Genomic DNA, 21,973 nt, shown 5'->3' with positions numbered 1-21,973 from the left:
CCAGTTATCCGTACAGCAGCGCCCGCCGTCAGGAACCCCACATGCCCCACGTCGTCACCCAATCATGTTGCAGCGACGCGTCATGCGTCTACGCGTGCCCCGTCAACTGCATACACCCCACCCCCGACGAGCCGGACTTCCTGACGGCGGAAATGCTGCACATCGACCCGCAATCGTGTGTCGACTGTGGTGCCTGTGTGTCGGCCTGCCCGGTGGACGCCATCGTTCCCCAGGCCAAACTGACCGAGGCTCAACTTCCGTTCCTGACCATCAACGCCGACTTCTACAAGCAGGAGCGGCCGCCACGGCCGATTCTGGCTCCGGTCACGCCGGCCGCCTCGGTGTCGAGAGATCGCCAACCGCTCCGGGTGGCGATCGTCGGGTCCGGACCCTCGGCGATGTACGCGGCCGACGAGCTGCTCACGCAGCCGGGGGTCAGCGTCGATGTCTACGATCGGCTTCCGCAACCGCACGGTCTGGCACGCCTGGGTGTTGCACCCGACCACCAGAAGACACGTCAAGTGTCACGGCTGTTCGAAACCATCTCGGCGCAAGAGGGATTCACCTATCACCTCGGCGTCGAGGTAGGAAAAGACGTGACGCACGACGAGTTGATGGACACCCATCACGCCGTGATCTATGCGGTCGGAGCGTCGTCGGATCGCGAACTCGGTATCCCCGGAGCCGAACTGCCCGGGCGCACGTCGGCGACCGACTTCGTCGCCTGGTACAACGGCCATCCCGATCACGCTCACCGGACGTTCGATCTGTCACACGAACGAGCGGTCGTCATCGGCAACGGCAACGTCGCACTCGACGTGGCCCGGATCCTGACCATGGACCCCGACGCACTCGCCGCGACCGACATCGCCCCCCACGCCTTGGAAGCACTGCGCCACAGTGCCATTCGAGAGGTGATGGTCGTCGGTCGGCGCGGCGTGGCGCAATCCGCATTCACGGTGCCCGAATTCGCGGGACTGCTGACCGTCCCCGATATCGATCTCACCGTCGATCGCAGCGAGCTCGCACTGGATCCGGTGACGGTACGACTGGCCGGCACCAACGACCTGCCTCACGCGGTCGCCCAGAAGCTGCAACTGCTGCGGCACGTCGACGAGTCACCCGAGCACATCGACGGCCGAAAGCGCATCACGCTTCGCTACCTACTCTCCCCCACTCGAATCCTGGGCACGGATCGGGTCACCGGGGTCGAGTTCGAGCGCATGGGTCTGACCGCCGACACCGACGATGTGGTGCGCAGCACCGCCACCGGCGAGATCGAAACGATCGACGCCGGCCTCGTACTCACCTCCATCGGATACCGCGGCGTCGCGCTGCCAGGAATTCCGTTCGATCACGCAGTCGGCATCATCCCCAACCTCGGCGGCCGCGTACTCGAGGAAGTGGGCGGATCCCCGTCGACCGGTACGTACGTCACCGGGTGGATCAAGAGAGGACCTTCGGGCTTCATCGGCACCAACAAGTCGTGTGCTCAGGAGACCGTCGGACATCTGGTCGACGACTTCAACGCAGGCCGCCTGACCGATCCGATCGATCTGCCGAGCGCATGGACGGCGAACTCGGGTCGAGGGTCGCTGCGTCGCTCGAAAGACAAATTGCTGGCACTGCGCCGATCCTGACCGATCGGCTCGTGCACCCCACCCGGTCGGGATCAATGCGACTGTCAGTCGTTCTGAGTGCAACAAAGCCACATTCATCCGGTCCGGGCGCGAGGTTGAAGCGACGACCATCGGGGTAGATTGGGGTGTATCGGCCACCGAATCGCGGCGGGCCAACACCTCGAGGAGACCGAGATGCCGGGCCTGCGTCGCATCACAGCCACAGCCGCTGTCCCATTTGTCGGAATTGCCATGGCGCTCGCGTGCGCCGCACCGGCCCAGGCTCTGCCCACACCGGGCGATCTGGCAGATGTGCCGGCGCGGACGTCGATCTCGTACGAACACGTCCCGACGGGTACGTACGTCGGCAGCGCAGAGGACAATTCGGCGCGCCCGGGGTTGTCGACGGTCAAGCTCTACATGGCCGACTACGTCGTGCGCTTCGGAGACGGTTCGCCGCGAGATCGCGACCTGGCCGCACGCATGGTCCAGGTCAGTGACGACGGTGCCGCCTCGGTACTCGACAACAAATATCCCCAGGCCATCGATTCGACGGCAACGGAGTTCGGACTCACCTCTACCTCGCGGGGCGGTTTCTGGGGCAGTTCCTACACCAGCACAGCCGACACCGTGCGATTCCTGGCGGCGAAGAAGCGAACAGACCCCGCCAGCCCGGTCCTCGGCTGGATGAACTCCGCCGCACCGGTTGCAGCCGACGGAACCGTGCAGGACTGGGGCACCCAGCAACTACCCGGCGTGACCGGTAGCAAATGGGGATGGGCCGACGACGGATCGAGCGTGGTTGCGTCCGCGTCGATCGGTGACGAATTCGTCGTGGCTTCCAACACGTATGGACCGCGCCGCTCACAGACCGACGACGTCCTGGCAGCGCTCGGCGGCGTCGAGTTGACGGCACCGCCCGCTGCTTCTCCTGTACCGAACCTTCCCGTGATTCCCGGCCTGCCGTCGGTGGAAGAACTGCTGCTGATGCTCGCTCCTCGCTGACATGTTCGAATAGCTTGTCGGACCCCTCCCCTACTCTGCGATTCACCGAAAAGTTCGGGGACCACACCGGGGGACGTGGAGGGGACGACGATGAGTCGTATCGATCTGGACAGCTTTCAAAATTTTCACCGCACCGGTCAAATCTGGCCGGACGCGGATCCGGTTCGCCTCGTCGAAATGGGCCTTGACTACGCCACTCGAGGGTCAGGGTGGAAGGCGTACGTTCGGCTGGTTGCAGACCGTCTCGCGAAATTCGAGTGCACGCCCGAAGTCGATCCTGCGTACGCCGTATCAGCACGGATACTCGACCTCTCTGTCGACAGGTTGTTCGAGATCGGTTGGCAGCCGACCGAACTCGCGCACGCTACTCGAAAGATGGCCGGGGGCGCGGCCGGGATGCTCGTGGTGGAGGCGATCGCCACCCATGCGGGGCGTTCCTCTGCCCTCACCAACGCACCCGATTCCTGGCGAGAGCAACTGATCGATCTGAAAATCGATTCCACCGCAGGCGTGTCCGTCGAACGCCTCCGAATGTGGTGTGCGAGACCTCGGGTCTCCACGTCCGACTCCTGGAACACGGTGTTGACCGTCCTCGGTCATACGACCTCACTGGGTTCACTCGACAAGCTGGTTCCCATTCCATCGCAGTGGTCGTCGGTTCGATCCTCGCCAGCACCGTCGTCGGCCCACAAGAGTGGCGTCTCGGATCCCAAGATGCTGGGCAAGATCCGGGGGTTACTGGCAAAGGCGGAGTCCACCCAGTTTCCGGCCGAGGCCGAGGCGTTTTCGGCGAAGGCTCAAGATCTCATGACCCGCTATGCCATCGACCATGCGCTGCTCGAGTCCGACAACCCGCGCGGTTCGATCGGCGACGTAACCACCCGCCGCATCTTGGTCGACAGTCCGTACTCGGAGGCCAAGTCTCTTCTCCTGCACAGTGTTTGCGAAGCGAATGGTGCCCGAACCCTGTGGTACAAGCGATTCGCTCTGGTCAACATCGTCGGGCTCGAAGTCGATCTGGATTTGTGCGAGCTGCTGTTCACATCGCTACTCGTGCAGTCTTCTCGCGCACTCGACGAACTCGCCGAATCACCGGAAGCCCGAGGTCGCAGCTTCAGAAAATCTTTTCTGATCGCGTACGCCCACCGTATCGGCCAGCGCTTGCTGGAAGCTCGGGAGCGAGCTACCAAGGCGGCGTCGGAGCATCACGGTAGCGCCTTGCTGCCGATCTTGGCCGAGCGCAGCGATGCCGTGAACAAGGCATTCACGGCCATGTATCCGTCGACAACGGAGGTGCGTATCGAGGCACGCGATCATGCGGGTCGACGTGCAGGCCGTGCCGCCGCCGAACGCGCCGACCTTACCGGTGGGCGCGAACGTATCGACAAATCAGATCTGGCCTCGTAGTGCGCGCTACATTGGCTGGCATGACCGGTCTGGATACTCCGCTGACACCACTTCGCTTTCTCGAACGCGCTGCGGAAGTTCATCCCCACAAGATCGCCGTGGAGGATGGTCCGCGCACCTTCACCTACGAGCAGTTCGCCGCCGCCGTCACCCGGCTCGCGCATGCACTGCGCGCGTCGGGGGTCGGCCACGGCGATCGGGTGGCCTACATGGCGTCGAACTCGGCAGAGCTACTGTTCGCGCATTACGCGGTGCCACTGGCCGGTGCCGTTCTGGTCGCGATCAACACCAGGCTCTCGCCGGACGAAGTTCGGTACATCTGCGATCACTCCGGTTCGGTTCTGTTGGTGGGTGATTCGGCACTGCTGGCCGGTCTCGGAACAGATCCCATCGCAGATTCGGTCACCGAGATCGTCGAGACCCCCTCGGTGGACGGCACGTACGACAGGCTGCCGCACACCACGCGATACGACGCGTTCCTCGAACGGGGCACGGACGAACCGATGGAGTGGGAGGTCGACGACGAGACGTCGACCATCACGATCAACTACACCTCGGGCACCACCGGTCGACCCAAGGGCGTGATGTACACCCACCGCGGTGCTTACCTCAATTCCCTGGGGGAACTTCACCACCAGGGATTCGGGGTCGACACCCGCTATCTGTGGACTCTGCCGATGTTCCACTGCAATGGGTGGTGCACCACGTGGGCGGTCACGGCCGCGTCCGGCACACACGTGTGCCTTCGCGGAGTGCGCGGCGACGCCATCTGGTCGGCCATCGACAACGGCGTCGATCACCTTGCCGGTGCGCCGACCGTGTTGACCACTCTCGCCACTGCTGCAGAGGCACATTCACTCGATCGATCGTTGACCATCGTCACTGCGGGAGCTCCTCCGAGCCCGACGATCATCGCCAAGATTCGAGCATTGGGAGCAACGCTCGTACACGTCTACGGCCTCACCGAAACCTACGGTCCGTATTCGGTGTGCGAGGCGAAGCAGGAATGGCTCGAACTGGACGCCGACGAACAGGCCCGTCGCTTGGCTCGACAGGGAGTCGGCATGCTCACTGCGGACCGTTTACGGGTGGTCCGCGACAAGCCTGGCCCCGGTGGGGTTTTGATCGATGTCGAACCCGACGGCACCGAAATGGGTGAGATCGTCATGCGCGGCAACAACGTCATGAAGGGGTATTACAACGACACGGCCGGAACGACACAGGCTTTCGCGGGCGGCTGGTTCCATTCAGGTGACCTCGGGGTGATGCATCCCGACGGCTACGTTCAGCTACTCGATCGCGCCAAGGACGTCGTCATTTCCGGCGGCGAGAACATCTCCACCATCGAGGTGGAACAGGCACTGGCGAGCCATCCTGCCGTCGCGGATGTTGCGGTCATCGGGGTGCCCGACGACAAGTGGGGAGAGCGGCCGAAGGCGTTCGTAGTGCTGGTGGCCGGCGCGGACGTGTCGGAAGCCGAGCTCGTGGCGCACGTGAAATCGGCCATCGCGTCGTACAAGGCTCCGCGCAACGTCGAGTTCATCGTCGAGCTGCCGAAAACATCGACGGGCAAGATCAGGAAGAAGGAGTTGCGCGACGCCGAGTGGGGCACGTCCGCGTCCAAGATCAACGGATAGCTTCTCTGGTCACGCCATCTGCACACCGGCGATTTCGGTGACGCCGCCCTTGCCGTCGAACGACAGCTGCCGAAATGCCACCTTCTCGACGAAGAACCTGTCGTGGCTCACCAGAATCACAGCACCGGGGAAGGCCATCAGCGCACGTTCTAGCACCTGGGTGCTCTGTAGGTCGAGGTGGTTGGTGGGCTCGTCGAGCACGATGACGCCTGCGCCGAACAACAGGCACTGCGCCAATGCAACTCGTGCCTTCTGCCCTCCGGACAGCACGCCGATCTTCGATTTCAGATCCATCTCGGAGAACTGCAGCAACGTGAGAAAGCGGTGGACTTCTTTCTTCGTCGCCGTCAGAGCGAGACTGCCCGGCATCGCGTTGACCGAGTGCGAGACAGTGTCGTCGAGATCGAGATCGGCGAGCACCTGGTTGTAATAGATGAAGGACGGTGCCTTGGTCTTCCATTTGATCTTGCCACTGTCGGGTTGCTCGGCACCGACGAGGATGTCGACCAGCGTGGTCTTTCCGCATCCATTGGGCCCAGTGATGGCGATACGGTCACCGCGGTGCACGGTGAACGAGATGTTCTCGAAGAGTCGTTGTTCGCCAAAGCTTTTCGAGATTCCCGTGATCTCCGCGAGGTTGTCGTGCACATGCAAACCGCCGTAGATTGCGGTGACCACCGTGTCGACCGGGCGGGGGCTCTTGCTCTTCTTGATGTTCGCCAGTCGACGTTTGAGCACTCCGCTGGGGTTCTTCACTGCTTCCTTACGATCACTGATCGCTTCTTGCTCGTAGGCCAGCAGCTGCTGTTCGTTGCTGAACTCACGTTCGAGGTTCTTGAGTCGAAACTGCTTCTGCTGCACGTATTCCGAGTAGCTACCGTCATAGGTCTGCAGGTGATGGTTCTCGATTTCGACGATGCTGGTGACGACCTGCTCGAGGAATGCGCGGTCGTGCGAGACAACGAGTAGCGCACCGCGGAAGTCTCGTAGCCAGCGTTCGAGCCACGCGATTCCGGCAACATCGAGGAAGTTCGTCGGCTCGTCGAGCAGCAGGACGTCCGGGGCCTCGATGAGGATCTTGGCCAACGCCGCGCGGTTGCGCCAACCACCGGACAGTCGATCGACGGGCAGCTCCCGTCGTTCGGCGTTGAATCCGAGCATCGACAACACGGTGTCGATCTGTTGGTGGTAGGTCCAGCCGCCACTGTTCTCCATGGCGTCGAGCAGTTCAGCCTGGCGGTCGACGAGCTTGTACATCTGCTTCTCGTCCAGGTCACCGCCCAATGCGGCCTCGACCTCGGCCAACTCGGTCTCGATTGCGTGGACAGCACCGAAGAGAGATTCGAGCTCCGCTTGAATGCTGCGGTCGCCGTCCAATTCGGAGAACTGCGAGAAGTAGCCGATGCGAGCACCCTCGGTGACGTCGACGGTCCCCGAATCCGGGGTCTCTCGGCCGAGAAGAAGCTGCAGCAGAGTGGTCTTGCCTGTGCCGTTCCGGCCGATCAGACCGATGCGATCGCCGTCGGCGAGGCGGAAGAACACCTCACGCAACATCACCTTCTGGTCGTATCCCTTGGCAACGTCGTTCAAGCGAATCCAGCTCAAGCGTCCACTCCTGTAAAGCACGGGGTTCGCTGAGTCGTCGAACCGGGCACGCTCACTCTAGCCGCGCTTCAGCCTGCGTCTTTCACGTCGACTGTTCTGATCGGCTCCCCAGTCTCGGATAACCGACGCCGATCGGCGGCACATATTCAAAACTGAGGATCGGATTGCCTATGCGCGCTCGGAACTCTTATTTGCCGGTGATGGTCGCGAGCGAATCGACGGGCGGGGACACAACGACGGGATCACGTCCGGACCACAAATCGAGGACTGCTTTGGGGCGTGCCAACAACTCTCGCGCGTAGTTGCGCACCACGGCCAGCGTGTTGCAATCGATGCAGTCGGCAGTCACACCGTCGATCTCCAGATCCATGTCCTCGCACAGCGCGACGGCACGGGAGACATGAAGGGGTTGACTGATGATGAGTCCACGTTCGACGCCGAACGTCTCTTTCGCGCGGGCGCACGTGTCGTAGGTATCGATGCCGTGGTCGTCACCAATGATGACGTCAGGGTCGATTCCATGCTCGATCAGGTACTCGGTCATGGCCTGAATCTCGTTGCCGGAGTTGCCGTCTGCGTCGCCCGAGACCAAGATCGCTTTGATCTTTCCGGTCTGCATCAACGCGATCGCGGCGTCCAGACGCCCGGCGAGGAATCGCATCGGCTTACCGTCGCGAACCTGCGCGCCGAGAACGATGGCCACTGGCGCGTCCGGTGCGTCGTCGACGTCGTAGACCTTGCCCGCCGTCGCGTACGCAACCCATCCGGCCGACGCCAGAACGACCGCAACCAGCGCTGCGACAACAGCGCACATCGCTTGTACCAGTCGCCGAACCAGTCCTCGAGGCTTCGTTTTGATACTCATGATCTCGTTTCGTCGGCTGCGGAGAACTCAACGTAACTCACGAAATCGGGGAACCGTCGATCGCGCAGCGCACCCTCATCGATTCCACAGTGAACACTCAGAAGACCCTGCCCGTCGCGGCGATTGTCGGACGAGTACCGTCTTACCAGTGAATCCGCTGCTGACCTCTCGACGCTACGTCGACTTGCGTCTGCAAGCCAGCGCTACCTGTTGACGGTCCTCTAGACCGCAACCTCTCCGTCGGGCACATCGTCCCGATGAGCATTCTCTCGCCCACCTCTGTCGGCGTCTCTTCTTTTCGAAAGGCATAACCATGTCTGCGCCCAGCGCTACCCGTACGCGCCGTGTCCCTACCTGGGCAACCGCGTTCGGTCCACAAATCGTTGCCGGTCTCGTACTCGGTGTCGTGTTCGGGCTGATCGCTCGATCGATGCCCGACGCGGCCGATGGCAACGAAAACTGGTTGGTCGGTACCCTCTCGACCATCGGTTCGAGCTACGTGAAGCTACTCACCGTCGCGGTCATTCCGCTGGTCTTCACGGCCATCGTCAGTTCCATCGCCAATCTTCGTGAAGTCACGAATGCTGCGCGTCTGGCAATTCAGACGCTGTGGTGGTTCGCCATCACGGCGTTCATTGCAGTGATCATCGGCATCGTCATCGGTCTGGTCGCCCAGCCCGGATCAAGGACCAGCGCTGGGGCGGACTCGGCGGGAGATCCGTCCAGCGTCGGGTCCTGGTGGTCGTTCCTCACCGGTTTGGTGCCGAACAACTTCCTCGCGCTCGGCGCGAAGACCACGGTTGCCGAGAGCGGTACCGCGACCACGTCGTTGAGCTTCAACATCCTGCAGCTGCTGGTGATCGCCGCTGCCATCGGTATCGCTGCACTCAAGGTCGGCAAGAAGGCCGAGCCCTTCCTCGCGTTCAACGCCTCGTTGCTGGCCATTGTCCAGAAGGTGCTGTGGTGGATCATTCGCCTCGCGCCGATCGGTACTGCTGCTCTGATCGGCAATGCTGTGGCCACCTACGGCTGGGACGCCATCGGTTCGCTCGGAGTGTTCACCGTCTCGATCTACGTCGGCCTGGCTGTTGTGTTCTTCGTGGTGTACCCGTTGATCGTTCGCGCTCATGGTCTTTCGGTGCGCGCCTTCTACTCGGGCGTGTGGCCGGCGACCCAGCTCGGTTTCGTCTCGCGGTCGTCGATCGGCACTCTGCCTCTCACCGAGCGTGTCACTGAACGCAACCTCGGCGTTCCGCGTGAGTACGCCTCGTTCGCGGTACCGCTCGGGGCGACGACGAAGATGGACGGTTGCGCGGCAATCTATCCCGCCATCGCAGCACTGTTCGTCGCGCAGTTCTACGGTATCGACCTGACCATCACCGACTACCTGCTGATCATCGTCGTGTCTGTGATCGGTTCAGCGGCAACAGCAGGAACGACAGGCGCGACGGTGATGCTGACTCTTACGCTGTCGACCTTGGGACTGCCTCTCGCCGGCGTCGGCCTGCTGCTTGCAGTGGAACCGATCGTCGACATGGGCCGTACCGCGGTCAATGTCACCGGTCAGGCTCTGGTGCCGACCATCGTCGCCAAGCGCGAAGGCATCTTGAATCTCGAGCGCTACAACGCTCCGCGCAACGGCGATCCCTTCGTCGACGAGGAAGCCGAAGTGGAACTGGCTCGCTAGCAGCACGTTTCGACCGATCGATCCCGACGACCGAGCAACTGGGTCGTCGGGATTTTTCGTCTATCGCGGTGGCGACAGCGCTTCGACCGATGCCGCGGTGGCACTGTCCACGGCCTCGACACTCGCGAAATAGTGTCGAAAGAACTCGCGCATGGTCTTGATGATCTCGATCTGCTGCTTGATCACAAAGCGAGCGGAGCCTTCTTCGCCGACAGCAAGGCGATGGAATTTGGCTCCGAGTTGTTGGGCTGACGGCAGATTGCCGAACGATTCAGGCGACGACAGGCCAACGGTCATTTCGAGCATCTTGTCCAGTTTTTCGAGGTAGTCAGAACACGCCTTGTCGCAAGCCACTGCGACATCAGGGTCGACTTGGAGCTCGCCGGCACCTGCCTGATCGCGCAACGATCGCCAATAGGCAAGGCTGTCGGCCAGACCTAGAGTCCTGTCGGTCACTGGGGCGCGCCTTTCATTTCGGCAAGTAGGACTGAAGGTCCTCGGAATGCTTGTCGACTTCGGCGCAGGGATCACCCAACAAGTCTTTCGAACCAATCTTGTGAAGGATGAAGATTATGAGGTTGCCGCTTGCCTCGAGCGCGATACTGCACCCCTCTGGCGGGTTGCCGTCCTCGGAGAGGTTGAACTGAACTGCTGCGCGAGGGCCTACGCGCACTGGAACCTGATTCTTGTTCTGCGGACTACCCATGAAGTGATCGAGCGAGTTGATCGAGGACTGGATGATGAAGAAGTACCACGGCGTTTCGGTCGGCCCATCCCACGCACAGTTCTTCCAACCCGGGTACGTCGTGATGCCCGCGAAGTCGGGTCGCTCCGTACTCACGTCCAAGCCGCTGGCTGTCACCGCAGATTTCGGGATAGTGCATGGATCGAATGGCTCTCGTGGACCCGGTGTCACCGCCGACGTGGATGTGTCCTCGCTCGCCACAGGGCTTCCATCTGTCGAGCCGGCGCATCCCGTCAGCAACAGCACCGTGCTGCACGCCACAGCAATTCGACGTCCAGACATCACACGCATTCATTCAACCTCTCGACGCCGACGGCACTGACAGGTTGGACGCACGCAACGCAAGATCGGTTCCCTAGACGGGCTGCGAGGCCTCGATCTCCTGTGACTTCACGGAAGCAGGACTCCTACGTTCGGCTGCCCACACCCACAAGGCCAGCGAGATCAATGCGATCACTTCGGCAACGACGAGTACGCGCTCCACATAGCCGAGGGTGACCACCCGATACCAGGGTCGCGTGCCGACGGCACCGACAACGAGTGCGTATGCGATCGGGAGCAGCATGCAGACGGACAGCACGCTCAGCCACAGTGTCGTTCGTGCCCGGGCAGTCCATGGACCCTGCCGAATCCAGGGCCGCGAGAACGCGAAGACCGCGACGGGGATGCTGACGAACGCCACTGCCGCACCGAGTCGATGGATCGTCCCGCCGAGGCTCAGTGACGCGTCGTTCGACCAATCCTGCTTCGGCACGGCGACAACGGCTACAAGGCCGATAGTCCACAGCATCAGACACAAGGACGCTACCGAGGTGGGTCGGGCGAGCCGTTGTCGCACCGCGGCCAGCAGAGTGAAAGCAGAACCCGATGCGAGCAGGACGACCCCGATCGAGAACACCCACTGCTGTGCGCCGAGTCCATATTCACTGATGGTGCGCCGAAGATGCGAAGGCGTCTGCAATGCAGTGTGAGCATCGAGAACCAGAACGACCAGCGCTCCCAACACGATCGACACGGTGCCGACCTCGGCCGGACGAATCGACACGAAGACCCCTCTCACGGACGACGTCGGTCGCGTCCGACCTCCATGGTGCCCGAACCGTTGCTCGAACCCCCTTGGATCGTTGTGCGCGGAAAGTCGGTCTCTGCTACGAATTTCCGCGCACATGCGGCGAAGCCGCTCTACTCGGGAACAGAGCTGACGGTGAACGGCTCGACCGGTTCTCCCCCACGCTTGTCGAACTGACTGTTGACCACCAGTAGTCGATCATCCACTGCTGCAACGGTTGTGGGGTAGGCAAACGATGGGTCCGTGATTTCGCCGGTGACGGATCCGCGCCGGCCATCATCGTCGAGGTCGACCTTCGAGATCAGACCGTCGCGATTGCGGACGACATACAACGTGTCGTCGTCCATCTCCATGCCATCGCCGTTCATGAGCGTCGCTCCACCGAGATCGACCTGTGTGACCTCCTTGGAAGTCTTGTCGATGCGATACAGGTTGCCGGTGCTCGATTGCACGACGATCAATGCTGTTTCGTTGTCGTTCTCGACGATGCCGTTGGCGTTGAAGCCCTCGCCGTATGCGAACGGAGTGCCGTCGAAACTCACGAACGGTTCCAACGGAGGGTCCTGCGTCCCAGCCACGATCTGATCGAAGGGAATGCGGTACAGCGCCGGGCTGCGTGAGTCCGTCACAAAGGTATCGCCGTTGTCGGCAATCGCGACGTCGTTGAGGAACGTCGCGTCGGGGCCGAGACCGTTGGTGAACGTTGCCACCAGATCACCGGAATTGGCGTCGTACACCCACACCTTGCCTGTCGCTCCACCGGCGATCACCAAGTAATCGGGCCGATCGTCGTCATCGGTGACATCGATCCCCGCAGCACCGGTGCGTCCGTCCGCACCGCCGGGCAGGAAGACCGATACATCCGGCGATCCGACGGTTCCGCGGAACACGGCACCGTCGGAAGTGGAGGTGACGTAGAACGTGTCGTCGGCGGCGGTGATGCCTTCGGGGAACACTCCTGTGCCCGGCAGGTTGTAGACGCCGGCGTTCGATGGGCCGGACGACGACGGAGCTGACGACGCCGGAGTGGACGATTCAGTGGGAGCGGAAGCGGGGGCCGGCTCCGGATCGGAGGACCCGCAGGCACCCAGCAGGAGTGTGGCGGCGGCAACAACGGGCAGTACCTGGAGGGCTCGTTTCACCCTCGCAAGTGTTCCATATGTCTCAATTTCTTGGCATTTCTCCTGGTGAGCAGATTTTCGGTCGAGACGTTTCGTACAGTCGTAGTCATGAGTGAGCTCTCCACCCTTGCCGCGACCAGCACTGAACTCGGCGGAATCGCAGGGTGGGCGGTGAGTTTGATGGAGGCGATCGGCGGTCCCGGTGCTGGTATTGCCGTCGCTGCGGAGAACTTCTTCCCGCCGCTTCCCAGCGAGATCATTCTGCCGTTGGCAGGCTTCACTGCATCTCAGGGCGGGATGACGCTCTTCGGTGCGTTGTTCTGGACGACGGCCGGATCGGTGCTCGGCGCTCTGGTTCTCTACTGGCTGGGCATCAAACTCGGACGTGACCGGATGTACGCCATCGTCGAGAAGATGCCGTTCGTCGGAACCGAGGATCTGACCAAAGCGGAGGACTGGTTCACCCGTCACGGTCGGTCTGCGGTGTTCTTCGGCCGCATGATCCCGGTAGTCCGCTCGGGCATTTCCATTCCGGCCGGAGTATCACGGATGCCGATACTGCAGTTCACGCTGTACACGACTCTGGGCAGCCTGATCTGGAACTCGATCTTCGTACTCGCCGGTTACTTCCTCGGCGAGAACTGGCACTACGTCGAGAACTACGCCTCGGTGTTCCAGTACATCGTCATCGGCATCGTTGTGGCGTTGATCGCGTGGTTCGTGGTCAAGAAAATGAAGTCCAGGCGCGTTGAGGTTCGGTAGACCCTCACAACTCGTCGATGTCGATGAAACCGTCCTGCAGCGCCCTCGCCAGCAACGTCGCTTTGGTGGGTGCGCTGCGCCCGACCGCGGAATACTTGGCTCGAATGCGGGTCAGGTGAGTGTTCACGGTCCCCATCGCCAGGTAGAGCGCCCGCGACGCCTCCGACTTGGAGTCGGACACCAACCATGTGGTGAGTACTTCGATTTCACGAGCGCTGAGCCGTGGATCGGGGGCGGCGCCGATTCGGATGTCGAGAACTGTCATGGAGATCCTTGATTTCGGGCACCACCGCTGTCCCGGCGGTGCGATCACCGCCAATGACATCGCACTCGCTCCGTGGCGTCACTCCGACGAATGACCGAGTTAGTTCTCACCCGAGAGTGAATACTGTCACCAGCACCGTCGTGGTCGGCCTCACCTCGGTAAAGTCCGTCCTCATGAACGAGCTCGACGCGACTGCCACCCATTTTGTTGAGGCAGCTGTCACATTGTTGGTCGCGGATCCTCGAAGGATTCTCGAACGCGGTGTGCGCGTCGAGGACGTCGTCCACGCATCCGACTCGTCGACAGCGACGTTCTTCCGGAAGTTCAGCACCAAGGCCGACTTTCTCGACAAGGTGGTCGAGCATCTGTCCCGCACGCCGCTGCCCACCGACGTTCACGAGACTGTTCGGACCCAGGCGACAGCCAGCGGTGCATCGATTCGCGCGACGGTGTCGGCGCTCGTTGCGCTCCACTTTCCGGCGCTCGTCAACCGGAACAGAGTCACCGAGTCACTTCTCGACCACGTTTTCAGCGGGCCTTCTTCTCCGACACTCGCCAGCGCTTACCGCGTCCGAGACGAAGCCGTACTGGGCGCGTTCGAGGCACTGTTCGACCCCGACGGCGGGGCCTTTCGCCGTCCCTTCACAGCCCGAACGTTCGCAGTGACGGTCAACGCAATCATCGATGGATTTCGCCTCCGCAGTCAGGCGGACGCCGCGTCCGTATCGGCCGAGGTGATGTCCGACGCGGTGCTTGCCTTTCTCGGGGCCGTCGTCGACACGTCCGGTCGTCATCAGCACCTCGACGACGTGGGAGAAGTCGATTCACCGGTCGAGGAACGCCCGCTTCCTCGCGATCCTCGCGCTGCGATCGTCACAGCTGCGCGCGACGAGTTCGGAAAGCGTGGCTACTTCATGACGCGAATGGACGACGTCGCCGACATCGCAGGAGTGCCGAGGACGGCCTGCAAGACACTGTTTCCGACCAAGCCGTCCGTCATCGTTGCAGCCCTGCAGAATCGGGTCGATCATCTTCGCGAGTCGGTAGCCGACGACCAGTTGCTGGGCCTCGATGAACTCACGATTCTACGAAATCACATGCTGCGGTGCGCGCAGCTCGCCGCCGACGAAGTCGAATTCATGGACGCTCTCCTCGTCGCCGTCGCACACGACACGTACGGCGAGCCGGAGGGGTTGATCTCGATCAAGGAGAAACTCAACCTGCCGGCAATCACCGGGCCGGTCATCGCGCGGGGTCAGGACAGCGGGGTGTTCCGAAAGAGCTCGAGCCCAGTCGATCTCGCAGCAGGCATCACCAATACGCTGCTGATGCGATGCTTCACACGACGACAGAACAGCCCGCAGGACAACGCGAACTTCGTCGCTGAACTTCTCCTCGACGGTCTCGGTGTGCACTGAGCATCGACCGAGTGCGTGTTATCGGACCCGCCGGATGCCGTCCGCGAAGTCGTCGAGAGCGGCGAGTATCTCCTCGGCCTGCCACACCCTGTTTCGTCGCCCCTTCGACGTCTGGTGCACAATTCCCACCTCGGTCAGCTTGTCGATTGCCCGCTGAGCCGCAATCTCGCTGACGGCGAATGTGTTTCGTACGTAGGCGTTGTCGACGACCGGTTGCGCCACCAGAGCGTCGAGGAGTTTCCACACAACCGAGTCGCTTCGTGCGACGACGCGCTCGGTGTACTCGCTTCTGACATCGGCCAGCTCGTCTACCAATCGCCGCCCACCTTCGACGGCGTGGAACGTGGCAGTGGTGAGGCTCCGTACGATCGCCTCGACATCCCCGGCGCGGTAAGCATCCAAACTTCGGAAGTAGCCTGCGGTGTCCGTAAGGAGCCCAGCAGACAGTGGAACCGTCACTCGCTCCGTCACTTCCGCCGTGCGCAGCATCGCGTGGACTATGGCCCGGCCCGTTCGCCCGTTTCCGTCCGTGAACGGGTGAACCGTTTCGAATTGCGCATGCGTGACGGCGATATGCGGGATGACGGGCAAGTCCGAACGAGCTGCGAACTCGAACAGGTCGGCAAGTGCACCCGGAAGCCGGTCGTGGTGCGGTGGAACGAAAGCGGCACGGTGCGGGCCTATGTCCGATCCCCCGATCCAGACTTGCTGAGTTCGCCATTGCCCAGGGAACGGATCGCCGTTGGACTCCATCAGCGATCGGTGCATCTGAAGCACGCTTGCTTCTCCGATCGATGATCCGACCTCGAGTGCTGCTTCCATCGCACGGACGTTTGCCGACACGATCGAGGCGTTCCGCGTTGTGGGCGCACCCAATTCGGCGAGTGCAAGTGCCCTGGCTCCCACGGTCAGATTCTCGATCTGCGAGGACGCTGAGCTTTCCGCTCGCAGCAGAACCGAACTCATCGGTGCGAGCTCGACCGATGAACCGAGTTGCACCGAGGCGTACTGGTCGAAGCGGACGATTTCACGGAGCGCGTCCTCCGATTCCGCCAGCAGCTGCGCGGGCAACGCCAATTCCGCATCCGCGATACCCGCCGGCACGCACGCGCGATAGTCACCCTGATGTAGCCGACGCTGGGCGCCCGAGGTGTAGGTATCGGACACGTGCCATGGTCGACGCTCGAAATCGACCGCAGGCCATCGGCTCGCGGCCTGATCATCCGCCATCGATGAACCATACCAAACCTTACTGTCCTAAAGTTTGGTATGACGCGGCCAGGCTAAGCCCTCGCTTAGCAAAACGAATGGTATGAATATTGCGCGACGTTCGTCGCACTGGTGCCGAACGGAGCGAGGGTCATGGACGAGGACACGCAGTCCGCAGAACGCAGCCATTCCGCGCTGCTCAACACCCTCGTCATCGTATCTGTAGTGGCATTGGGTGTGGTCGCAGCGGGATTGACCACCCCGGCCGAGGAGCCCGAATTAACCTCGCTACCAGAGACTTCGGAGACGCCAACCCCCGAGCCACCACAACAGGAGTACGTCTACGTCACTCCGGAGGTCGATCCGTCGGCGAGCATCCCCGGATGCGACACCGTCGAGGCTCCCACCGAACCGTCGTACTCCAGCTTGATCAGCACTGGTGAGGAGTCTTACGACAACCCATCCGCGCCCTGGTACAGCGGCCCCAAAGCCCATCTCATGTCCGAGGCGCTGATGGCCGCACTTCCCTCGAACGTCTCTGCGTCGAACTCACTGTACTTCGGGCCGATTCCCACATCGGAAGGTCAGGACTTCGTTCTCGACTCGGCGAACGCGTCGGTGCAGCTGTCCAGGGGCGAGAACCCTGAGTACCTCAGCGTTGGTGTGGGACCGCGTGATTCGGCGGAGCCGCCGGCATGCGTCGCGGGCCAACTCGACGAACGTCGGACAATGCCGGACGGCACGGTGGTCGATACCGACGACACCTGGAGCGAAACCAACGGTGCTCGCACCTACACGCGGATGGCCACGGCGTACCACTCGGACCGCTCGACTGTATCCGTCTACCTGGCCGGAGGAGCCGAAGAAAACGCGTTCACCCTCACACTCGACGACCTCGTCCGCGTTGCCACAGATCCGAACCTGCGAATCTCGGCTCCGGTACCTCCTGGCACGCCAGGCAACGTCGCCGAGTGCAGCGCCGGTTGGGACGACAGTTCATCGGCCTCCTTCTCCCCCGACGAGACCCGGAGGCTCAATGACGCTCTCCGGCGGGCAGATGCGGCGGCGCTCGGTCCGACACCACCGTTGGGTGCGTTGCACACCAGTGAATTCAGTTCGGGGCTTTGTCAGACGGTGAACAGCACTGCCGGGCAACTCACGATCAGCGTTGCCCGGGCCGCGCCTGACAACGAATCCGATTCGACGACAACGGAGGAGCCCCAGCTCGTGTCGCCGGATGAGTACGGACCAGGCTCCTCGGTTTCCGTCGTCACGCCGTCAGGGCTCGAGATCACGGTGTCGACAACTGAACTGGTGCAGGATCCGACACTGCTCGAAAACCTCTCGAACACAGCAGGATTGGACCTTCGATGACGCGATGGAACGGGACCACAAAATTGGTCGTTGCGGCGATCGTCGCGACACTGTCGGTCGGTGCTGCGGTAGCCGTTGTGGCACAGGACCGATCGACGACCATCAAGAAGATCACCGACTCCTCGGACGACTCACCCGGGTTGGCATGGGCCGTCGACGCGGCGGACATGGGGTTGGAGGGAGCTACCTTCGCCTCTCCTCGTACCGGTTCCATGTATGCCTGGGGTCTCGGCTCGATAGTGATCGGCCGTACAGCTCTCACACTGGCCGTCGTGTCGTCGGAATCCGGCAACAACGAGGCCGTCATGGTCGGAATCGACACCACCGACGGCACAGTTCTGTGGAAGACCCCGGCCCCGGACCTGGCGGCATGCGCCGACGAGCCGCTCGACGGACGACTCGTGTGCCACCAGCCCATCTGGGGCGAAACTCCGGGCTACGTCACCTTCGATCCGGTCACCGGCGAATCGCGAAACTACCCTACTGATCTCGATTTTTTCGCCGTCACCGTTGCGAACGACCGTGTCTACACGACATCGGGCAACCTCGAAGACGACGACGTACTCCTGCACCGCGGAACGCTGGAAAATCCGAGCGCCGACTGGACGGCTCCATTGCATGCTTGGGCCGGTTGGGAGGACGACTACGCCACCGCGCTCGAGGTGAATGGAGAGATCGGAACGTTCGATGTCGGAGGCGATTTCTCCACGTTCGACGCCTCGACCGGCCGGCAATTGTGGAAGACGGACAGCCTGGAGGATTGCCTCGGAGCAGTGGGACGCACCATGGGCGACCTGGCCATTGCCTCGCTACAAGACTGCGAGGGTACGGGTTCCGAGCTGAAAGGGTCCGTCGCCCTCCAGCTGGACGGCACGGTCCTCGCACGTTCGGACAGTCCTGTCGTGCAACAGCCTTCGATCGACGAGCCCACCGACACGTCGATCCCGATCGTTCTCGGCGATGCGGCCTTCGATCGCACCACAGGTGAGCAACTGTGGCGCGACGACGCCTTGTCGTACGACTCTCCCGGAGACGAACTCAACGAGCCCCGCACGTACGCCACCCTGAGGTACATCATCGGCCATGTCGGGTTGCTGCAGTCATCCAGCGGCACCACAGCGCTCGATCTGCGAGACGGCGAGCATCTGTGGCAGGCCGACCTGAACGGCAACGTTCTCGGACACGATGGCGATCTGGTGTTGACCTCGGCCGGCACAGATCTGTCCGCGGTCGACATCACCACCGGTGAGACCGCGTGGACTGCGTCCACATCGATGATGTTTCCGGACGACGAATCGATGAGCTTCGAGACGTTGGTCGACGCTGCCGATGGCGGTTATCTGGTGCAGTCGGGCACCAAACTGGCAATGCTGCAACCACTTCCCTGAGTCAGTCCTTCGGAACTCGGTACCGGCCACCTTTGATGATGAACACCACGTATCCCAGAATGGCCAGCAGGTACAGCGCCGTCGGTACCGCGAGAACCCAGACGCTGACCGAGTCGCCCACCGTACTACCGGACACCCCGACGATCCACGCGAGCAACAGGGCGGTTGCCGCACCCATCCAGTCGAGATCCTCTGCCATCTTGCGGTTCAGCGCGGGCCTGTTTTCGGGCGCAGTCCAATAGTCGTGCATTCGCCGACTCGGCAAGTTCACGAGCTGGGCCGGAAGTCTGGGGAGCCACCACCCGACACTCGCGAAGAACCCGATCAGCACGAACCCGATGCCACCCGTGGTGAACAGAAACGATGACTTGGACTCCACGCGGTCGACCCTTCCGGAGCCGGTGAAGTGCGCGGGTAACACGTCACCTGCAGTCACGGCGACCCACATGAGGGCACCGATGAATACAAGAGTTGTCAGCGACAGTGCAACGCGCGAGTACTTCATCCCGCTCTACATTAATGCCTCCGGCAGTGGTGTGGTTGAGTGCCACAGAAGGAACCTAACCGCACCACTGCCGGAGGCACCGATGCCCAACAACGAGTTCGGAGACTTTCAGACTCCGATCGAGTTGGCGTGCGCGTTGGTCAACGCCCTGCCTCGTCGCGAATGGACCCGCGTCCTGGAACCCACCTGCGGTGTCGGGAACTTCCTGTCGGTGATGGCCCGGACTCATCCTGAAACAGAGCGCGTCGGGATCGAGGTGCAGCCCGAGTATGCCTCGTCAGCAGCACAATTCGGCAGGATCATCACAGCGTCGATCTTCGACTTCGATCTGGCCCGAGATATCGAGTGGAGTTCGGGGCCCGGCGCGACCCTCGTGATCGGCAACCCACCGTGGGTCACCAACTCGCAACTGTCGGTGCTCGATTCCGCCAATCGACCCGCCCGCACGAACACGAAGAACGCCCGCGGCATCGACGCCATCACCGGCAGCTCCAACTTCGATATCGCAGAGTTCATTTGGATCAAGTTGCTTACCGAATTCGCCGATCGACCCGCAGCCATCGCGATGATCTGCAAGACCCAGGTAGCTCGAAACGTTCTGCTGCACTGTGCTCGGCATCAGCTTCCGGTGACCGGTTCGAGCCTACGAATGATCGATGCGAAAAAGTGGTTCGACGCAGGGGTCGATGCCTGCTGGTTCCTTGTCGAACTCGGGCCGGGCCAGACCGACTACACCGCAGAGACATTTCCGAGCATCGATGCGTCGCAGCCGGACAACAGAATCGGAGTCGTCGACGGCCAACTGGTCGCGAACGTCGATGCATATCAGCGCAGCAAGCACTTCGACGGCACCAGCCCTCTCGTATGGCGGCAAGGCATCAAGCACGACGCCACCGCGGTGATGGAGTTGGCCGAGAATGGCGGCCCGCGAACCAAACTGGGAACCGGCGTCGACATCGAAGCCGACTACCTGTTCCCACTCTTCAAGTGCACCGATGTCTACCGCGACAAGCTGGACTCGGTGTCCAGGTGGATGATCGTGCCGCAGTCGCATACCGGTGACGACACCGAGCAGTTGGCGCACACCGCACCGAAGTTGTGGGCATACCTCAACGCCAACGCCGCGGCGCTCGACGGGCGGAAGTCGTCGATCTATCGCAATAGAGCCCGGTTCTGCATCTTCGGTGTAGGCCCGTACACGTTCGCGCCGTACAAGATTGCGATTTCCGGGTTCCACAAGATTCCACAGTTCAGGATGGTCGGTCCCTACGACGGCAAACCAGCCGTGTTCGACGATGCCACCTATCTGCTCCCTTTCGAGGACCCCGCAGCCTGCTCCGTCGCCCACGCGTTACTGACCGGGCCCGAAGCTACCGATCTCATTGCTGCTCTGGCCTTCTGGGACAGCAAGCGGCCCGTGACGAAGAAGCTCTTGCAACGCATCGACCTCGCGGCGATCGCCCGGGCGACCGACCTCGTCGTACTGAGTGAGCGTTCCGCAGCGGCGGCCGCTGCGCACGGTCTAGTGTTCGAGGCAGCATCGCTCACTCGTGCGGTCGATCTCGCGAGGGGCCAAAAGCTGTGAATGTCGATCCTCCTCAGCGACAACCCGTTCCGGAGCTGGGCCTCCTCCTCATAGGTGGAGTCATGTTCGTCGTGGCTACAATCGTGAAGTGGGATTGGCTGTTCATAGGGTCCATTTTCTTGGGCGTATTCGCCGGTTTCGCGGCGTTGATCTCGACCCGGCTATCACGCCTGAACCGCCGAATCATCGCACTGCTCACGATCCTCGGATTCGTCCTGACGGGGATCGGTGCCGTCTACATGGTCAGAGACGCATCGGAACCCGTCATCTTTTCTCCCGGGCTCGTCCTCTACCCCGGAGGCAGCCTCGCACTGTCCGGCATCATCAACCTGCTGGCAGGCCACATACAGAAGTCGCGCCGAGGCAGCGGAGGCGTCACAGATCGGTCTTGATCGTTTCGGCCAATCGGTCGAGGTAGTCGGCGTTGCGTTTGTAGTGCACCCACGGCCCTATTTTGGTGCTCGTCACCAGGTGGGCGCGTTGTAGCACCGCCATGTATTGCGAGGCAGTCGACTGCGAGACGCCCGCTCTGGATTGAATATGCTTGAGGCACACCCCTACCTGTTCGGCCGGTTCGAGCTGCGGCGGAAAGTCGCTCGGGTCCTTGAGCCATTGCATGATCGCCAATCGCGCCGGGTTGCTGAGAGCACCGAACACTGCCGCAAGCTCCGCAGGATTCAGTTCGTCTGCCACCCTCGAAGCGTACT

21 protein-coding genes are annotated in these 21,973 nt (G+C 62.1%); 11 read left to right on the top strand and 10 right to left on the bottom strand.

All coding sequences use genetic code 11. The annotated features are described in order from the left end of the window. Positions 1 to 41: 41 nt before the first annotated feature. The 4 genes from CH262_RS26175 to CH262_RS26160 all read left to right on the top strand — a co-directional run bounded on the left by CH262_RS26175 (position 42) and on the right by CH262_RS26160 (position 5,668). Positions 42 to 1,640: an FAD-dependent oxidoreductase gene (locus CH262_RS26175; protein ID WP_052056451.1), complete on the top strand. Its 1,599-nt coding sequence runs from the start codon at positions 42 to 44 to the stop codon at positions 1,638 to 1,640. A gap of 174 nt (positions 1,641 to 1,814) precedes the next feature. Continuing rightward, on the top strand, positions 1,815 to 2,624 hold the full coding sequence (locus CH262_RS26170) for a hypothetical protein (RefSeq protein ID WP_032384904.1): 810 nt from the start codon (positions 1,815 to 1,817) through the stop codon (positions 2,622 to 2,624). Between the two features lie 90 nt (positions 2,625 to 2,714). Next, the gene (locus tag CH262_RS26165) at positions 2,715 to 4,031 is read left to right on the top strand and encodes a DUF2786 domain-containing protein (RefSeq protein ID WP_143547179.1); all 1,317 of its coding nucleotides are present in this window, start codon (positions 2,715 to 2,717) and stop codon (positions 4,029 to 4,031) included. A gap of 20 nt (positions 4,032 to 4,051) precedes the next feature. Beyond that, a complete protein-coding gene (locus CH262_RS26160) occupies positions 4,052 to 5,668 on the top strand; it encodes an AMP-binding protein (RefSeq protein WP_032384903.1) in 1,617 nt (538 codons plus the stop codon). A gap of 9 nt (positions 5,669 to 5,677) precedes the next feature. Here the strand turns inward: CH262_RS26160 and CH262_RS26155 are convergent, their stop codons facing one another. After that, positions 5,678 to 7,273: an ABC-F family ATP-binding cassette domain-containing protein gene (locus CH262_RS26155; RefSeq protein ID WP_032384902.1), complete on the bottom strand. Its 1,596-nt coding sequence runs from the start codon at positions 7,271 to 7,273 to the stop codon at positions 5,678 to 5,680. Between the two features lie 187 nt (positions 7,274 to 7,460). Next, the gene (locus CH262_RS26150) at positions 7,461 to 8,138 is read right to left on the bottom strand and encodes a SanA/YdcF family protein (RefSeq protein WP_052056448.1); all 678 of its coding nucleotides are present in this window, start codon (positions 8,136 to 8,138) and stop codon (positions 7,461 to 7,463) included. Between the two features lie 313 nt (positions 8,139 to 8,451). On the opposite strand from CH262_RS26150, the gene CH262_RS26145 reads away from it, so the two are divergent. After that, complete coding sequence (locus CH262_RS26145; RefSeq protein WP_027497711.1) at positions 8,452 to 9,825, top strand: dicarboxylate/amino acid:cation symporter; 1,374 nt, start codon at positions 8,452 to 8,454, stop codon at positions 9,823 to 9,825. A gap of 60 nt (positions 9,826 to 9,885) precedes the next feature. On the opposite strand, the gene CH262_RS26140 is transcribed toward CH262_RS26145, so the two are convergent. The 4 genes from CH262_RS26140 to CH262_RS26125 all read right to left on the bottom strand — a co-directional run bounded on the left by CH262_RS26140 (position 9,886) and on the right by CH262_RS26125 (position 12,781). Next, positions 9,886 to 10,281 carry a hypothetical protein gene (locus tag CH262_RS26140; RefSeq protein WP_032384900.1) on the bottom strand — a complete coding sequence of 132 codons (396 nt, stop codon included), beginning with the start codon at positions 10,279 to 10,281 and terminating at the stop codon, positions 9,886 to 9,888. Positions 10,282 to 10,294: 13 nt separating this feature from the next. Continuing rightward, complete coding sequence (locus tag CH262_RS26135; RefSeq protein ID WP_230591022.1) at positions 10,295 to 10,852, bottom strand: DUF3558 domain-containing protein; 558 nt, start codon at positions 10,850 to 10,852, stop codon at positions 10,295 to 10,297. Positions 10,853 to 10,925: 73 nt separating this feature from the next. Next, positions 10,926 to 11,615, bottom strand: a complete 690-nt coding sequence (locus tag CH262_RS26130) for a DUF998 domain-containing protein (RefSeq protein WP_230591020.1) — start codon at positions 11,613 to 11,615, stop codon at positions 10,926 to 10,928. Positions 11,616 to 11,752: 137 nt separating this feature from the next. Continuing rightward, positions 11,753 to 12,781, bottom strand: coding sequence for an SMP-30/gluconolactonase/LRE family protein (locus CH262_RS26125; RefSeq protein ID WP_032384899.1), 1,029 nt, complete (start codon positions 12,779 to 12,781; stop codon positions 11,753 to 11,755). An 87-nt stretch (positions 12,782 to 12,868) separates the two neighbouring features. Between CH262_RS26125 and CH262_RS26120 the strand changes: the two genes are divergently transcribed. Then, positions 12,869 to 13,522, top strand: a complete 654-nt coding sequence (locus CH262_RS26120; protein ID WP_032384898.1) for a DedA family protein — start codon at positions 12,869 to 12,871, stop codon at positions 13,520 to 13,522. Positions 13,523 to 13,526: 4 nt separating this feature from the next. On the opposite strand, the gene CH262_RS26115 is transcribed toward CH262_RS26120, so the two are convergent. After that, the gene (locus CH262_RS26115; protein WP_032384897.1) at positions 13,527 to 13,787 is read right to left on the bottom strand and encodes a LuxR C-terminal-related transcriptional regulator; all 261 of its coding nucleotides are present in this window, start codon (positions 13,785 to 13,787) and stop codon (positions 13,527 to 13,529) included. A 173-nt stretch (positions 13,788 to 13,960) separates the two neighbouring features. Here CH262_RS26115 and CH262_RS26110 point away from each other — a divergent pair, with 173 nt between their 5' ends. Beyond that, positions 13,961 to 15,205 carry a TetR family transcriptional regulator C-terminal domain-containing protein gene (locus CH262_RS26110; protein ID WP_094718867.1) on the top strand — a complete coding sequence of 415 codons (1,245 nt, stop codon included), beginning with the start codon at positions 13,961 to 13,963 and terminating at the stop codon, positions 15,203 to 15,205. A gap of 18 nt (positions 15,206 to 15,223) precedes the next feature. Here the strand turns inward: CH262_RS26110 and CH262_RS26105 are convergent, their stop codons facing one another. Further along, complete coding sequence (locus tag CH262_RS26105; RefSeq protein WP_094718845.1) at positions 15,224 to 16,435, bottom strand: Fic family protein; 1,212 nt, start codon at positions 16,433 to 16,435, stop codon at positions 15,224 to 15,226. Between the two features lie 132 nt (positions 16,436 to 16,567). On the opposite strand from CH262_RS26105, the gene CH262_RS26100 reads away from it, so the two are divergent. Both CH262_RS26100 and CH262_RS26095 read left to right on the top strand, forming a co-directional pair. Next, complete coding sequence (locus CH262_RS26100) at positions 16,568 to 17,788, top strand: hypothetical protein (protein ID WP_094718844.1); 1,221 nt, start codon at positions 16,568 to 16,570, stop codon at positions 17,786 to 17,788. Then, a complete protein-coding gene (locus tag CH262_RS26095) occupies positions 17,785 to 19,176 on the top strand; it encodes an outer membrane protein assembly factor BamB family protein (protein ID WP_094718843.1) in 1,392 nt (463 codons plus the stop codon). Before CH262_RS26100 ends, CH262_RS26095 begins: the two co-directional genes overlap by 4 nt. A gap of 1 nt (position 19,177) precedes the next feature. Here CH262_RS26095 and CH262_RS26090 read toward each other — a convergent pair whose 3' ends face one another. After that, the gene (locus tag CH262_RS26090; RefSeq protein WP_094718842.1) at positions 19,178 to 19,681 is read right to left on the bottom strand and encodes a hypothetical protein; all 504 of its coding nucleotides are present in this window, start codon (positions 19,679 to 19,681) and stop codon (positions 19,178 to 19,180) included. 82 nt (positions 19,682 to 19,763) lie between these two features. Here CH262_RS26090 and CH262_RS26085 point away from each other — a divergent pair, with 82 nt between their 5' ends. Continuing rightward, positions 19,764 to 21,266 carry an SAM-dependent methyltransferase gene (locus CH262_RS26085; RefSeq protein WP_094718841.1) on the top strand — a complete coding sequence of 501 codons (1,503 nt, stop codon included), beginning with the start codon at positions 19,764 to 19,766 and terminating at the stop codon, positions 21,264 to 21,266. A 71-nt stretch (positions 21,267 to 21,337) separates the two neighbouring features. Next, complete coding sequence (locus CH262_RS26080; protein ID WP_143547178.1) at positions 21,338 to 21,658, top strand: hypothetical protein; 321 nt, start codon at positions 21,338 to 21,340, stop codon at positions 21,656 to 21,658. On the opposite strand, the gene CH262_RS26075 is transcribed toward CH262_RS26080, so the two are convergent. Next, positions 21,642 to 21,884: an ArsR/SmtB family transcription factor gene (locus tag CH262_RS26075; protein WP_370878793.1), complete on the bottom strand. Its 243-nt coding sequence runs from the start codon at positions 21,882 to 21,884 to the stop codon at positions 21,642 to 21,644. The genes CH262_RS26080 and CH262_RS26075 overlap by 17 nt on opposite strands. Positions 21,885 to 21,973 lie beyond the last annotated feature (89 nt).

Origin of the sequence: Rhodococcus sp. 05-2255-1e (assembly GCF_002259025.1) — a bacterium.
Taxonomy (GTDB): Bacteria; Actinomycetota; Actinomycetes; order Mycobacteriales; family Mycobacteriaceae; genus Rhodococcoides; species Rhodococcoides fascians.
Note: the sequence above shows the minus strand (reverse complement) of the source record. Positions and strands in the feature narration are given on the sequence as shown.

Excerpts from the sequence above, each read along its gene's own strand:
- CH262_RS26175 (WP_052056451.1), top strand. The coding sequence starts at position 42 with ATGCCCCACGTCGTCACCCAATCATGTTGCAGCGACGCGTCATGCGTC.
- CH262_RS26170 (WP_032384904.1), top strand. The coding sequence starts at position 1,815 with ATGCCGGGCCTGCGTCGCATCACAGCCACAGCCGCTGTCCCATTTGTC.
- CH262_RS26095 (WP_094718843.1), top strand. The coding sequence starts at position 17,785 with ATGACGCGATGGAACGGGACCACAAAATTGGTCGTTGCGGCGATCGTC.
- CH262_RS26090 (WP_094718842.1), bottom strand. The coding sequence starts at position 19,681 with ATGAAGTACTCGCGCGTTGCACTGTCGCTGACAACTCTTGTATTCATC.
- CH262_RS26100 (WP_094718844.1), top strand. The coding sequence starts at position 16,568 with ATGGACGAGGACACGCAGTCCGCAGAACGCAGCCATTCCGCGCTGCTC.
- CH262_RS26120 (WP_032384898.1), top strand. The coding sequence starts at position 12,869 with ATGAGTGAGCTCTCCACCCTTGCCGCGACCAGCACTGAACTCGGCGGA.
- CH262_RS26105 (WP_094718845.1), bottom strand. The coding sequence starts at position 16,435 with ATGGCGGATGATCAGGCCGCGAGCCGATGGCCTGCGGTCGATTTCGAG.
- CH262_RS26160 (WP_032384903.1), top strand. The coding sequence starts at position 4,052 with ATGACCGGTCTGGATACTCCGCTGACACCACTTCGCTTTCTCGAACGC.
- CH262_RS26075 (WP_370878793.1), bottom strand. The coding sequence starts at position 21,884 with ATGCAATGGCTCAAGGACCCGAGCGACTTTCCGCCGCAGCTCGAACCG.
- CH262_RS26145 (WP_027497711.1), top strand. The coding sequence starts at position 8,452 with ATGTCTGCGCCCAGCGCTACCCGTACGCGCCGTGTCCCTACCTGGGCA.
- CH262_RS26150 (WP_052056448.1), bottom strand. The coding sequence starts at position 8,138 with ATGAGTATCAAAACGAAGCCTCGAGGACTGGTTCGGCGACTGGTACAA.
- CH262_RS26135 (WP_230591022.1), bottom strand. The coding sequence starts at position 10,852 with ATGTCTGGACGTCGAATTGCTGTGGCGTGCAGCACGGTGCTGTTGCTG.
- CH262_RS26085 (WP_094718841.1), top strand. The coding sequence starts at position 19,764 with ATGCCCAACAACGAGTTCGGAGACTTTCAGACTCCGATCGAGTTGGCG.
- CH262_RS26110 (WP_094718867.1), top strand. The coding sequence starts at position 13,961 with ATGAACGAGCTCGACGCGACTGCCACCCATTTTGTTGAGGCAGCTGTC.
- CH262_RS26165 (WP_143547179.1), top strand. The coding sequence starts at position 2,715 with ATGAGTCGTATCGATCTGGACAGCTTTCAAAATTTTCACCGCACCGGT.
- CH262_RS26115 (WP_032384897.1), bottom strand. The coding sequence starts at position 13,787 with ATGACAGTTCTCGACATCCGAATCGGCGCCGCCCCCGATCCACGGCTC.